Source organism: Tomitella gaofuii, from assembly GCF_014126825.1.
Lineage (GTDB): Bacteria > Actinomycetota > Actinomycetes > Mycobacteriales > Mycobacteriaceae > Tomitella > Tomitella gaofuii.
Genome location: NZ_CP059900.1, coordinates 3,302,050 through 3,315,131, shown reverse-complemented (window position 1 = coordinate 3,315,131; position 13,082 = coordinate 3,302,050). Strand labels below are relative to the sequence as shown.

At 73.6% G+C, this 13,082-nt stretch carries 12 protein-coding genes and 1 pseudogene; 10 read left to right on the top strand and 3 right to left on the bottom strand.

The window, feature by feature from the left end:
• The first annotated feature begins 180 nt into the window (after nt 1–180).
• Together serB and H4F70_RS15460 are read left to right on the top strand one after the other, a co-directional pair.
• The gene (gene serB, locus H4F70_RS15465; protein ID WP_182357824.1) at nt 181–1,410 is read left to right on the top strand and encodes a phosphoserine phosphatase SerB; all 1,230 of its coding nucleotides are present in this window, start codon (nt 181–183) and stop codon (nt 1,408–1,410) included.
• Nucleotides 1,411–1,557: 147 nt separating this feature from the next.
• Entirely contained in the window at nt 1,558–2,292 is a 735-nt protein-coding gene (locus tag H4F70_RS15460; protein ID WP_235681578.1) for a peptidyl-tRNA hydrolase, read from the top strand.
• Between the two features lie 10 nt (nt 2,293–2,302).
• On the opposite strand, the gene H4F70_RS15455 is transcribed toward H4F70_RS15460, so the two are convergent.
• From H4F70_RS15455 to H4F70_RS15445, 3 genes are all read right to left on the bottom strand, one after another.
• On the bottom strand, nt 2,303–4,465 hold the full coding sequence (locus tag H4F70_RS15455; protein WP_182357823.1) for an ATP-dependent DNA helicase: 2,163 nt from the start codon (nt 4,463–4,465) through the stop codon (nt 2,303–2,305).
• A 366-nt stretch (nt 4,466–4,831) separates the two neighbouring features.
• Complete coding sequence (locus H4F70_RS15450) at nt 4,832–5,473, bottom strand: isochorismatase family protein (RefSeq protein WP_182357822.1); 642 nt, start codon at nt 5,471–5,473, stop codon at nt 4,832–4,834.
• A gap of 94 nt (nt 5,474–5,567) precedes the next feature.
• Nucleotides 5,568–6,860 carry a nicotinate phosphoribosyltransferase gene (locus tag H4F70_RS15445; protein WP_182360448.1) on the bottom strand — a complete coding sequence of 431 codons (1,293 nt, stop codon included), beginning with the start codon at nt 6,858–6,860 and terminating at the stop codon, nt 5,568–5,570.
• Nucleotides 6,861–7,063: 203 nt separating this feature from the next.
• Here H4F70_RS15445 and clpS point away from each other — a divergent pair, with 203 nt between their 5' ends.
• From clpS to rdgB, 8 genes and pseudogenes are all read left to right on the top strand, one after another.
• Nucleotides 7,064–7,360, top strand: coding sequence for an ATP-dependent Clp protease adapter ClpS (gene clpS / locus H4F70_RS15440; protein WP_182346976.1), 297 nt, complete (start codon nt 7,064–7,066; stop codon nt 7,358–7,360).
• A 65-nt stretch (nt 7,361–7,425) separates the two neighbouring features.
• Nucleotides 7,426–8,001: an oxidative stress transcriptional regulator AosR gene (aosR, locus tag H4F70_RS15435; RefSeq protein ID WP_182357821.1), complete on the top strand. Its 576-nt coding sequence runs from the start codon at nt 7,426–7,428 to the stop codon at nt 7,999–8,001.
• A gap of 14 nt (nt 8,002–8,015) precedes the next feature.
• Nucleotides 8,016–9,194: pseudogene (locus tag H4F70_RS15430) on the top strand (P1 family peptidase).
• A gap of 50 nt (nt 9,195–9,244) precedes the next feature.
• Entirely contained in the window at nt 9,245–9,832 is a 588-nt protein-coding gene (locus tag H4F70_RS15425; RefSeq protein WP_182360447.1) for a rhomboid family protein, read from the top strand.
• 20 nt (nt 9,833–9,852) lie between these two features.
• Nucleotides 9,853–10,653, top strand: a complete 801-nt coding sequence (murI, locus tag H4F70_RS15420; protein WP_372497586.1) for a glutamate racemase — start codon at nt 9,853–9,855, stop codon at nt 10,651–10,653.
• A gap of 93 nt (nt 10,654–10,746) precedes the next feature.
• Nucleotides 10,747–11,547 (top strand): cyclic nucleotide-degrading phosphodiesterase, encoded by an 801-nt coding sequence (locus H4F70_RS15415; protein WP_182357820.1) that lies wholly within the window; start codon nt 10,747–10,749, stop codon nt 11,545–11,547.
• A gap of 99 nt (nt 11,548–11,646) precedes the next feature.
• Nucleotides 11,647–12,432 (top strand): ribonuclease PH, encoded by a 786-nt coding sequence (gene rph / locus H4F70_RS15410; RefSeq protein ID WP_182360446.1) that lies wholly within the window; start codon nt 11,647–11,649, stop codon nt 12,430–12,432.
• The gene (rdgB, locus tag H4F70_RS15405) at nt 12,432–13,073 is read left to right on the top strand and encodes an RdgB/HAM1 family non-canonical purine NTP pyrophosphatase (protein ID WP_182357819.1); all 642 of its coding nucleotides are present in this window, start codon (nt 12,432–12,434) and stop codon (nt 13,071–13,073) included. The genes rph and rdgB overlap by 1 nt, the downstream gene beginning before the upstream one ends.
• The last annotated feature ends 9 nt before the right edge of the window (nt 13,074–13,082 follow it).

The window sequence follows — 13,082 nt, the reverse complement described above, 5'->3', positions numbered from 1 at the left end:
TTCGCGGATCCGGGTCGACGGGGCCGGTCAGCCGGGCCGCAATCGGGGCAGGGGCGGCGCTGCCGGATGTAGTCTGCGGCACGAGCGGGGAGGGTTGCCGCCTCGTCGCCGCGCAGTCCGTGATGAGATTGCTGCCGGTGCCTCTTCCGGGCACGCGAGCGCGTAAGGAGGTTCCGGTCGGTGACCGAAACGGATTCCACTCTGCTGGTCACGGTGACCGGCCCGGACAGGCCGGGCGTGTCGTCCGCGGTGTTCTCTGTACTGTCTGCGCACAACGCGAGCCTTCTCGACGTCGAACAGGTCGTCATCCGGGGCCGGCTCACGCTGGGGGTGCTGGTGGCCGCGCCGGCCGAGTCGGCGCCACTGCGCGGCGACCTCGAACGGGCGGCGGTCGATATCGGGATGACCGTGGACGTGGCGCTGGGCGTGGACCCGGCGCGCGGCCACGAGGTGTCCACCCATGCCATCGTGGTGCTGGGGCGTCCCGTGACCGCCAGCGCGTTCCAGGCCATCGCGCATGCCATCGCCGATTGCGACGCGAACATCGATGCGATCCGGGGGATCGCCGACTACCCCGTGACCGGGCTCGAGTTGCAGGTCTCCACGCCGGGCCGCAGCGTCCGTGAGGACGCCGCCCTGCGCGCGGCGGTCGCGGAGGCCGCGGCCACGCAGGACGTCGATGTCGCGGTGGACCGCGGTGGGCTGGCGCGGCGTTCCAAGCGGCTCATCGTGTTCGACGTGGATTCGACGTTGATCCAGGGCGAGGTCATCGAGATGCTCGCCGCCCACGCCGGCAAGGAGGCCGAGGTGCGGGCGGTCACCGAGTCGGCGATGCGCGGCGAGATCGACTTCGCCGAGTCGCTGCACCGGCGGGTCGCCGTGCTGAAGGGGCTTCCGTCGTCCGTGGTCGAAGAGGTGGGTGCGGCCATCCAACTCACGCCGGGTGCGCGCACCACCATCCGCACCCTCAAACGCATCGGATACCGCTGCGGCGTGGTGTCCGGTGGTTTCACGCAGGTGATCGCGGGCCTGGCGCGCGAGCTCGAGCTGGACTTCGCGCTCGCCAACGAACTGGAGATCGTCGATGGCAGGCTCACCGGGCGCGTGGTGGGCACGGTGGTCGACCGCGCCGAGAAGGCCGTGGCGCTGCGTCGGTTCGCCGAGGGCGCGGGTGTGTCGCTGGAGCAGACCGTGGCCGTCGGCGACGGGGCCAACGACATCGACATGCTCACCACCGCGGGGCTCGGCATCGCCTTCAACGGCAAGCCCGCGCTGCAGGAGGTGGCGGACGCGTCGCTCAACTACCCGTTCCTCGACGCGGTGCTGTTCATCCTGGGGGTCACCCGGGACGAGGTGGAGGCGGCGGACGCGGTGGACGGCCTCGTGCGCCGGGTGCCGATCGAAGACTGACCTGAAGGCGGAGCACGGGAGGGATGACGCGTGACGGGGACGGATGCGGGCGGCGGACGCTCGGTGGTGCAAAAGGCATGGCGGTGGCTGCGCGGTGGTGATGCGGGCGAGAACGCGCCCTCGTCGCACGAGGCGCACCAGGCCGTCCTGACCAACACCTTCGAGGCCCGCCACGGGGTGCTCGCCCGCGGCCACGGCTCGGCGGCCGACCCGGCGGACCCCGCGGACGTCCTGGCGATGCAGGTGGTGCTGCGCATCGAGAAGCGCGACCCTCCGGCGCGCAGCGAACTGCTCGCGGCCGCCGCCACCGTCGCGGTCGCACTGTGCCTGGACGAGCGGAGCGGGCCGGGCGGCGAGTGGGGCTCGGCCGTGCACGCCTGGGTGGGCGCGCGCATCCGCAAGGTGACGCGACGCGCCCGCGGCAAGCAGTGGGAGGACGTGCAGGCGCTCCCGGGGATCACCGCGGCGTGCGGGGGAGCCGAGGCGCGGGCACTGGTTCCCGGGCCCGTCGGCCAGCTGGACCCGCGGGTGAAGAAGCTGCAGATCAGCGGCACGGACCTGCCCGAGGACGACCCGGGCGAGCCCGCCGCCAAGCTGCCCGTCATCTGGATCGACGCAGCGCTGGGCATGTCCACCGGCAAGGCGGCGGCGCAGGCGGGACATGCGGCCATGCTCCTCGCGGGCGCCATGACCTTCGAGCAGGTGCGGAACTGGGCGCGGCGCGACTACGCCTGCAGCGTCCGCGACGCGGCTCCGGAGCAGTGGGCGCGGCTGCAAGAGCAGGTGCGCGCAGGGGAGGCCGTGGCGGTGCGCGACGCAGGCTTCACCGAGGTGGCGCCGGGGTCGATGACGGTGATCGCCGAGCTGCACGGCCTGCCGTAGGGGGCCTCGGTCAGCCGGCGCCGAGCCGTGTCAACGCGCCGCGCACCGCGTCGCCGTCCTTGGTTTCCCAGAACGGCGGCAGAGACGCGCGCAAATAGCCGCCGTAGCGCGCCGTGGCCAGGCGCGAGTCGAGGACTGCGACGACACCGCGGTCGGTGGTGCTGCGCAACAGGCGGCCGACGCCCTGTGCCAGCAGCAGCGCCGCATGGTTGGCGGCGATGGCCATGAACCCGTTGCCGCCGCGCGATTCGACGGCCCGCTGGCGGGCGCCCAGCAGCGGGTCGTCCGGCCGCGGGAACGGGATGCGGTCGATGAGCACCAGCGACAGCGACGGACCGGGCACGTCCACCCCCTGCCACAGTGAGAGCGTGCCGAACAGCGACGTGGCCGGATCGTCGGCGAACCTGCGCACCAGTTGCCCGGTGGAGTCCTCGCCCTGGCAGAGCACCGGTGTGTCGAGCCGTTCGCGCATCGCCTCCGCCGCGGCGCGGGCGGCGCGCATGGACGAGAACAGGCCGAGGGTGCGACCCCCGGCCGAGGAGACGAGGCCGGCGATCTCGTCGAGGAGCGCCGTCGACTGCCCGTCGCGTCCCGGCGGCGGCAGGTGCGCGGCCACGTAGAGGATGCCGGCCCGTGCGTGATCGAACGGCGAGCCGACGTCGAGCGAACTCCACCGGACGGCGGCGGCTCGCTCGGAATCGGGCGTGTCCGCGGGCGCCTCCTTGCCCGTGGCAAGATCCGGGTCGATCGTGCGGACGGCGGGGGACTGGGCGGCCGGAGGCAGGCCCCAGTCGATGGCCAGGCCGTCGAAGGATCCGCCCACCGTGAGAGTGGCGGAAGTGAGGATGGTCGTCGCCTCACCGAACAACCGGGCGCGCAGCATCCCGGCCACGGACAGCGGCGCCACGCGCACCACGTGCCCCCGGCGTTCCTCGTCGGCCAGCCACACCACGTCCCGCCGCCGGGCCGGATCCGGATCGTCGAACGCGCCGAGCACGCGCACGGCGGTGTCGTGCAGCTCGTCCAGCTGGCCCAGCGCGGCGGTGCGGGCTGCGGCCGCCTCGGGGTCCGACGCCGTCATCCCCTGCTTGACGGGGCCGATCGCGGTGCGCGCCGCCCACGCGGCGTCACGCAACGCGGCGAGCGCGGACCCCGCCGCGCCCGGCACGCGCTGCCACGCGCCCTCGGGGCAGTCGGACAGGGCGGCGGCCAGGTTCTCCCCGGCCTCCTGCAGCCGGTCGGAATCCTGCTCCTCGATCAGGCGCGCGCACCGCTTGACCGCGGCCGCCACGGCGGGCCCGGTGAGCTCGGCGGTCGCCACCCCGGTGACGCGGTCCACCAGCTCATGCGCCTCGTCGATGATCACCACATCGTGCTCAGGCAGCACCGGGACGCCGGTGATGGCGTCGATCGCCAGCAGCGCGTGATTCGTGACGACGACGTCGGCCCCGCCCGCGGCGGCACGCGCGCGCTCGGCGAAGCAGTCGGAGCCGTGCGGGCAGCGCGACGCGCCCAGGCATTCGCGCGCGCCGACGCTGGCCTGTCGCCAGGCCATATCGGTGACGCCGGGGGCCAGGTCGTCGCGGTCGCCCGTGTCGGTCTCGTCGGACCATTCCCGCAGCCGCTTGACCTCGCGGCCCAAGCGGGAGACGGCGAACGGGTCGAACAGCTCCTCGTCCGGCTGTTCGTCCGCCGCGCCCGACGACAGCTTGTTGAGGCACAGGTAGTTGCCGCGGCCCTTGAGGATGGCGAACTCGGGGCGCCGGGGCAGCGCGGGCGCCAGGGCGTCGGCGAGGCGCGGCAGATCGCGCTCCACCAGCTGACGCTGCAGTGCGATGGTCGCGGTGGAGACCACCACCGTGCGGCCGGTGCGGACCGCGTGCACCACCGCCGGGACCAGGTAGGCCAACGACTTTCCGGTACCGGTGCCCGCCTGCACGGCCAGGTGCTCGCCGGTGTCGATGGCGTGTTCCACGGCCGACGCCATTCGGATCTGCCCGGGCCGCCGGGCTCCGCCGACCGACGCGACGGCGAGGTCGAGCAGGCCTGCGACCGTTGCCGGAACGGTCCCGTCGGGTGCCGCCTCCGCGGTGCCGGTGGCGGCGGTGGCAGGGGAATCTGTGGCAGTGGCGTCGGTGCCACTGGTGTCGGCGTCGACGGCAGGCTGCGGCATCACCCGAGCCTATCCGTTCACGCCGGGGTCGCCCGATGCTGGTCGTCGGTCCCTTCTCCCGCCCTCACGCGGCCGCGCAGGACTCTCCGATGCACATGGCCGCGGTATCGTGAACTCACGGAACACCGGGAGCAAGTATTCCGGGCGCGGCACGTAGACGCCCAGGTCGGAGCTGCTGAGCATGGACCCCTGATTCCAAGCTGCCGGCTCTACACGTGACTCGGGACCCCTGTGGACATGTCGACTGTCCGGTAACGGCCGGTCCACGGGTATCCGTCCTGGAAGAGATGCGCGCGAATCACCCGAACGTGCTGTACAACGGCGTTCCGGGGCGGCGGCGGTCCCCGTCGGAGCCTCATCACCAGGTCATCGCCCTGGGACCGTGCCCACCAGTTCCACGCCCGCAGCGCGCATCTGCTCGAGCGCCGCCGTCACGGTGTCCGCCGCGACGCCCGCGGTGTGCTCGAGCAGGACGCGCGTGGGGAATCCCGCCGCCGCGGCGTCCAGAGCGGTCGCGCGCACGCAGTGGTCCGTCGCGATCCCGACGACGTCGACGGTGTCGATGCCGCGCCCGCGCAGCCAGTCGCCGAGCGCAACGCCGTCGTCTCCGTCCAGATCGGCATCGGTGGTGCCGTCGAAGCCGGAGTAGCCGTCGTCGTACTGGCCCGAGTAGAAGACGGCGTCGAGCGGGGGATCGCCGAGCTCCGGGTGCGGATCGGCACCGGGCGTGTGGGCGCGGCAGTGGACCGGCCAGGTGGTGACGTAGTCCGGTTCCGTGCCGGCGGCGGCGAAGTGCCGGCCGGGGTCGATGTGGTGATCGCGGGTGGCGACGACGGCGGAGTACTCGGGGCGGTGTTCCGTCAAGTATCGGCGGATCGATGCGGCGACCGCCGCCCCGCCCGGCACCGCCAGTGTGCCGCCCTCGCAGAAGTCGTTCTGGACGTCGACGATGATCAGGGACCGGTGCTCGCGGCGCGTTGCGGGCGTGGCCCGGGTGTCGGCGGTCATGCGGTGCTCCTTCGCCTGCGGGTATGCCTCCACTGTGCGCGCGGGCCGGAGTGCAGTCCACCGACCGGGCGGAACCCGATTCCGGCGGCCGTGGTCAGGGCAGAAACCGGGTCGTCACCGCGGGCAGACCGTGCGTGAGCCGCAGACCCTCCCACGGCAGGCCTGTGAGCCGGTCCGCCACCAGGGCGCGTGCACCGTCGATTCCGGCGAACCCGGGCGCCGGCGCACCTCCGCGCACCAGCGGCCGCAGCAGGTGCTCGGCGTGCAGGCCCGGCCCCGCGAGGTCTCCGGCGTCGTGCGGGTCGGAGAAGCCGGCGCCGGCCCGGTAGACGATCTCCTCGACGATCGTGCCGGTGGGGCGCACGGCGCGCACGGCCCGCTTGGCGCCGCCGCGCGAGGTCTTGTCCGTGCTGCGCTTGGCGACGGGGACGCCGTCGACCTCGACGAGCTTGTACACCATGCCGGCGGTGGGGGCGCCCGAGCCGGTGACCAGCGACGTGCCCACCCCGTAGGCGTCGACGGGTTCGGCGCGCAGGGCGGCGATCCCGTACTCGTCGAGGTCGCCGGAGACGACGATCTTCGTGCCGGTGGCGCCGAGACCGTCGAGCTGGGTGCGCACCTGCCGGGCCATCTCGCCCAGGTCGCCCGAGTCGATGCGCACGGCGCCCAGCCCGGTGCCCGCCACTGCGATCGCCCGCCGGACGCCCTCGGCGATGTCGTAGGTGTCCACCAGCAGGGTGGTCCCGGTGCCCAAGGCCGCCACCTGCGCGCGGAAGGCTGCCGACTCGTCCGGCCCTTCCCCTGTGGTGTGCAGCAGGGTGAACGCGTGCGCGCTGGTCCCGGCGCCGGGGATGCCGTGGCGGCGCACGGCCTCGAGGTTGGAGGTGGTGTCGAAGCCGCCCACGTAGGCGGCGCGCGCGGCGGCCACCGCGGCCTGCTCGTGCGTGCGTCGCGACCCCATCTCGATCAAGGTGCGCGAACCCGCCGCGTGGGCCATGCGCGCGGCCGCCGAGACGATGGCCGAATCGTGGTTGAGTATCGACAGCACCAGCGTCTCCAGCACGACGCACTCGGCGAACGTGCCGCGCACCGACAGGATCGGCGACCCCGGGAAATACAGCTCGCCCTCCCGGTAGCCGTCGATGTCGCCGGAGAACCGGAACCCCTCGAGCCATTCAAGGGTGCGGGTGTCGAGGACCCCGCGCAGCGGCTCCAGCTCGGCGTCGCCGAAACGGAAGTGCGCCAGCGCGTCGAGCAGGCGTCCGGTGCCGCCGACGATCCCGTAGCGCCGTCCGTCGGGAAGCCGCCGGGCGAACACCTCGAAGGCGCAGCGCCGGTGCGCCGTCCCGTCCGCGAGCGCGGCGCGGAGCATGGTCAGCTCGTACATGTCCGTGAGCAGCGCGGTGCTGTCCGCATGCGCGGCGGGGGCGGAAGACGGGGTCACCCCCTCAACCTAAGGCCCCCGGCGCGCGGCGCGCCAGAATCCGGTCGCGAAGAGGTGTGGAGGGGCGCAGGCCACGGTCCCACGGGTTCGGCGGGCCCGTAGCCCGGGGCGGTGGCGCGCCGTACCCTTGGGGCATGGCTGCACCGATGCCCAGCGCACCCGTCGCGGAACCGCAGGTGGACGAGGAACTCGACGAGCTCGAGGAGATCGACCAACCCTGGGTGACCATCGTGTGGGACGATCCGGTGAACCTCATGCACTATGTGGCGTTCGTCTTCCAGAAGCTGTTCGGCTACAGCAAGGAGAAGGCGAACGAGCTGATGATGAAGGTGCACAACGAGGGCAAGGCGGTTGTCAGCTCCGGCGGCCGCGACAAGATGGAGAACGACGTCCGTCGCCTGCACGCCGCCGGTTTATGGGCGACGATGCAACGGGGCGAATGAGCAACGGGGCGAATAAGCTGGGCGGGCTGATCCGCGATACGAACTGATCGGAGTCGGGAACCCAAGTGCGTGAGTGGACGAGGAAGCATTCGCTGGGGGGCGTGCGGTTCCGATCCGACATCAGCGACCACGAGGCGGCGGTGCTCCGCTCGATGGTGACGTCGGTGGTGGGGATGCTCGACGCGCGGGAACAGGAGACACCGCAGGACGACCTCGCCGCGCTCACCGGTATGCAGTCGGGCAGCAACGAAGCGCCCAGCGACCCGGTCCTGGCCCGCCTGCTGCCGGACTTCCACCGGCCCGAGCACGACAAAGGGGCCGACCCGGTGGAGGGCGCGGACCTCAACGGCGCGCTGCGCAGCCTGCACGAGTTGGACATCATCGCGGAGAAGCGGCGGGTGGCGCGGGAGATGCTCGCGTCGTTGCCACAGGGCGGCGGCCGGGTCACGCTGACGCCGGAGCAGGCCGATTCCTGGGTGACCGCGCTCAACGACGTGCGGCTGGCGCTGGGTGCGGCGCTGGGCATCGACGCGGACACCCCCGAGCAATTGCCCGACGACGACCCGCGCGCCGGTGAGCTGGACATCTACCACTGGGCCACGTGGGTGCAGGACAGCCTGGTGCAGGTGATGATGCAGTGACGGGAACCGGCGCCATGCCCGGCGCTGCCAACGCGCTCATCGACGTCCCGGGCATCCGCGTGGGGCACGCCCACCGGCTGGACGCGGGCGTCACCGTCGGCGCGGCGGACGGGTCGTCGGACGGCGAAGGCTGGGCCACCGGGTGCACGGTGGTGCGCATGCCGCCCGGCGGCGCGGTGGCGGCGGTGGATGTGCGCGGCGGGGGACCGGGAACCCGTGAGACCGACCTGCTGGACCCGGCGCACACCGTGCAGCGGGCGCACGCGATCCTGCTCACCGGCGGCAGCGCTTTCGGTCTGGCCGCCGCCGACGGCGTCATGCGCCGCCTGGAGGACGAGGGCGTGGGCATCCCGATGGGCGGCGCCGGCAAGGTCGTGCCCATCGTGCCCGCCGCGGTGATCTTCGATCTTCCCGTGGGCGGCTGGCACAACCGTCCGGACGCCGCCTTCGGATACGCGGCCGCGGCGGCCGCGTCGGCGGACTCGCCCCCGGCGGGCGGGGCGACGGAGGGCGGGCCGGGTGCGGTGGATTCTCCCGGCGCGGCGGCGATCGCCACCGTCGGCGGTGACGCGGCCGGGTGCGTGGGCGCGGGCGTCGGCGCGCGGGCCGGGGGACTCAAGGGCGGCATCGGGTCGGCCAGCGCGGTGATCGACGGCGGACCGGCCGACGGCGTGACCGTGGGCGCGCTCGTGGTGGCCAACCCGGTCGGCAGCGTCGTCGATCCGGCCGGCGTGCCGTGGGGCACGGGAGCCGAACTGGCCGGCGAGTTCGCCGGGCTGCGCCGCGACCCGGGGCCCGAGGTCCGCGCCCGCGTCGCCGGGCTGGCGGCGAAGGGCACGGTGCTCAACACGACCATCGGCGTCGTCGCCACGGACGCCCCCTGACTCCGGCAGGGTGCCGCAGGCTCGCCGCCGTCGCACACGACGGGCTGGCGCGGGCGATCCGCCCGGCGCACTCGCCGCTGGACGGCGACACGCTCTTCGCCGTCGCCACCGGCATGCACGAGGCGGCCGGCGCTCCGGATCCGGCGGCGCGCGGTCCCGCCGGCGCCCGCGGAGATGCCGGGGGACCTGGCGCTGCTGACGGCGCTGTGCGGCCCGGCCGCGGACTGCGTCGAGCGCGCCGTGGTGCACGCCGTGCTCGCCGCCGAATCGGTGGCCGGCATCCCCTCCTACCGCGCGGTGATCGGGTGAGCTCCCCGCCGCCCGCAGTGCCGGGCGCCGGCGGGCGGGCCCCGGCACCGATGCCACGCTGGAAGTCCGCGGGCGTCGCGGTGGGCGGTTTCGTCGCGGTGCTCTACCTCCTGGAGCTGATCGACTGGATCATGGGCGGCCGCCTCGACAGTCTGGGCATCGAGCCGCGCACCGTGGACGGGCTCTGGGGGATCGTCTTCGCGCCGCTGCTGCACTTCGGCTGGCCGCACCTGCTGGCCAACACGCTGCCGCTGCTGGTGCTGGGCTACGTGCTGGCGCTGTCCGGGGTGGGACGGGCCGCCGCCGTGACCGCGATCGTGTGGGTGATCGGCGGCGCGGGGGTGTGGCTGTTCGGCGCCGCCGGCACGGAGGTCGCCGGAGCGTCGGTGATCGTGTTCGGCTGGCTCGTCTACCTGCTGGCGCGCGGGGTGTTCACCCGGCACTGGGCCGACATCGTCGTCGGCGTGCTCATCCTCGTCGCCTACGGCTCGCTGCTGTGGGGCGTGCTGCCGTCGTCGCCGCACGTGTCGTGGCTGGGCCACCTGTCCGGCGCGGTCGGCGGGTTCGTGGCGGCGTGGCTGCTGGGCCGCGGCCCGCGCGGTGCCGCGCGCACCGCGCAGGGGAAGATCGGGGAGTGAGCACAGCAGGACCGGGCGCGGTGGCAGACGGCGACGAGGGCGCGATCGGGGTGTTCGACTCCGGGGTCGGCGGATTGACCGTGGCCCGGGCGATCATCGACCAGCTTCCCGACGAGCACATCCGCTACGTCGGCGACACGGCCCACGGGCCGTACGGGCCGCTGACGATCCCCGAGGTGCGCCGGCACGCCCTGGCGGTGGCCGACGATCTCGTCGACCGCGGGGTGAAGGCGCTCGTCATCGCATGCAACACGGCCTCGGCGGCGTGCCTGCGCGACGCCCGCGAGCGCTATCCGGTGCCGGTGGTCGAGGTCGTGCTGCCCGCCGTGCGCCGCGCCGTCGCCACCACGCATACGGGCCGGATCGGCGTGATCGGCACGGCGGCGACCATCTCCTCGCGCGCCTACGAGGACAGCTTCGCCGCCGCGCGCGACGCCGTCATCACCTCCGTGGCCTGCCCGCGCTTCGTCGACTTCGTCGAACGCGGCATCACCAGCGGACGCCAGGTGCTGGGGCTCGCACAGTCCTACCTGGCACCGCTGCAGGAGGCCGACGTGGACACGCTGGTGCTGGGGTGCACCCACTACCCGCTGCTCTCGGGGATCATCCAGCTGGCGATGGGCGACGAGGTGGCGCTGGTCTCCAGCGCCGAGGAGACCGCCAAGGACGTGCTGCGCGTACTGACCGAGAACGACTTGCTGCGCCCGCACGGCGGAGAACCCCCGCGCCGGGAGTTCCAGGCCACCGGTGACCCGGAACAGTTCGCGCGGCTCGCGGGACGCTTCCTCGGACCCGCTCTCACCGCCGTGGCACACGTGTAACGTCGTGCGCAGATGCGGCGGCGACGGTGACGAACGCGTCATCGTCACGAGGTCGATGAGTGTGCGGCAGGAGGTCATGGCACTATGACCGCCATGCGGTTGACCGTCTTGGGTTGCTCCGGCAGCGTGACCGGACCGGACTCGCCTGCGTCCGGGTACCTCCTCACGGCCGAGGGCACGCCGCCAGTCGTCCTCGACTTCGGCGGCGGGGTGCTGGGCGCGCTGCAGCGGCACGCGGACCCGTGCGAGGCGGTCGTGCTGCTCACCCACCTGCATGCCGACCACTGCCTCGACGTTCCCGGGCTGCTCGTGTGGCGCCGGTACGGGCCGGGGACCGCGGCGGGCCGGGCGTTGATGTACGGGCCCGCGGACACCGCGCACCGCCTGGGCGTCGCCTCCGCGGAGATCGCGGGCGAGGTCGACGACATGTCCGACACCATCGACCTGCACACCTGGGAGGACGGCGTCGCCGTCACCGTCGGCCGCCTCACCGTGGAGCCGCGGCGGGTGTGCCATCCGCCGGAGTCCTTCGGCCTGCGGATCACCGCCGCCGACGGTGCCGTCCTCGCCTACAGCGGCGATACGGCGATGTGCGACGACGTCGTCGCACTCGCGCGGGAAGCCGATGTCTTCCTCTGCGAGGCCTCGTGGACGCACGCGCCCGAGCTGCGGCCCCCGGGGCTGCACCTGTCCGGCACGGAGGCCGGCCGGATCGCGCAGCGCGCGGGCGTGGGGCGGCTGCTGCTCACGCACATCCCGCCGTGGACGCCGCGCGCGGAGGTCCTCGCCGAGGCCCGCGCCGAGTACGACGGCCCGGTGGACGTCGTCTCGCCGGACTACGTCGCGGACGTCGTCCCCGCCTCCGCATCGAACCGGCTCGCCTCGCACGGGTAGCCGCGGCGCATACGGAAACCGCCGGCGGATCGGCGTCGGGGGAGACGGCCCCGTCGCCGGGGGGCGCTCCGCCGAGGGCGTTAGGCTCGGGGGGTGACTGTGACTACGCGAACGGACGGCAGGGCCGACGACGAGCTGCGCCCCATCACCATCACCCGTGGCTTCACCGACCACCCTGCGGGCTCCGTGCTGGTGGAGTTCGGCCGCACACGGGTGATGTGCACGGCCAGTGTGGAGGAGGGCGTGCCGCGGTGGCGGCGCGGATCCGGTCTGGGCTGGCTCACCGCCGAGTACGCGATGCTCCCCTCGTCCACGCACACGCGCAGCGGCCGCGAGTCGGTGCGCGGCAAGGTCGGCGGGCGCACCCACGAGATCAGCCGGCTGGTGGGCCGGGCCTTGCGCGCGTGCATCGACCTGTCGGCGCTGGGGGAGAACACCATCGCCATCGACTGCGACGTGCTGCAGGCGGACGGCGGCACGCGCACTGCGTCCATCACCGGCGCCTATGTGGCCCTCGCCGACGCGGTCGCTTACCTCGACGCGGCGGGCCGGCTGGCGGATCCGCAGCCGCTGTCGTGCGCGATCGCCGCGGTGTCGGTGGGCGTGGTGGACGGCCGGGTGCGTCTGGACCTGCCTTACGAGGAGGACTCGCGCGCCGAGGTGGACATGAACGTGGTGGCCACCGACGTGGGGACGCTCGTCGAGGTGCAGGGCACCGGCGAGGGCGCCACCTTCGCCCGCTCCACGCTCGACGCGATGCTCGATTCGGCGACGGCGGGCTGCGAGCGGCTGTTCGCGATCCAGCGCGAGGCGCTCGCCGCGCCGTATCCGGGGACGCTCCCGCAGCCGGCCGCCCCGGCGAAGAAGAAGGCGTTCGGCAACTGATGCGCCGCATCCTGGTGGCCAGCCGCAATCCCAAGAAGCTGATGGAACTGCGCCGGGTGCTGTCGGCCGCGCGTGTCACCGGTCTCGAGGTGGTGGGGCTCGACGAGGTCGCCGGGTACCCGGAGACCCCCGAGACCGGGGCGACGTTCGAGGAGAACGCGCTCGTCAAGGCGCAGGACGGCGCGCGCGCGACGGGGCTGCCGTGCATCGCCGACGATTCGGGGCTCACCGTGGCGGCGCTGAACGGCATGCCCGGCGTCCTCTCGGCCCGCTGGAGCGGAACGCACGGCGACGACGCCGCCAACACGGCGCTGCTTCTGGCGCAGCTGGCGGACGTGCCGGACGACCGGCGCCAGGCGGCGTTCGTGTCCTGCTGCGCGCTGGTGGTGCCCACCGACGAGTACGTGGACGGCGAGGAGGGGCCGGAGGTCAACGAAACCGCCGTGCACGGCGAATGGCACGGCGCGATCGCCCGTGCGCCGCGCGGCGACAACGGTTTCGGGTACGACCCGGTGTTCGTGCCCTCCGGAGAGGGCCGGACGGCCGCGCAGATGAGCGCCGAGGAGAAGGACGCCGACTCGCACCGGGCGCGGGCGCTGGCGCAACTGGTGCCCATCCTGCGCACTCTCGCAGAGGTGTAGGGGCCTGCG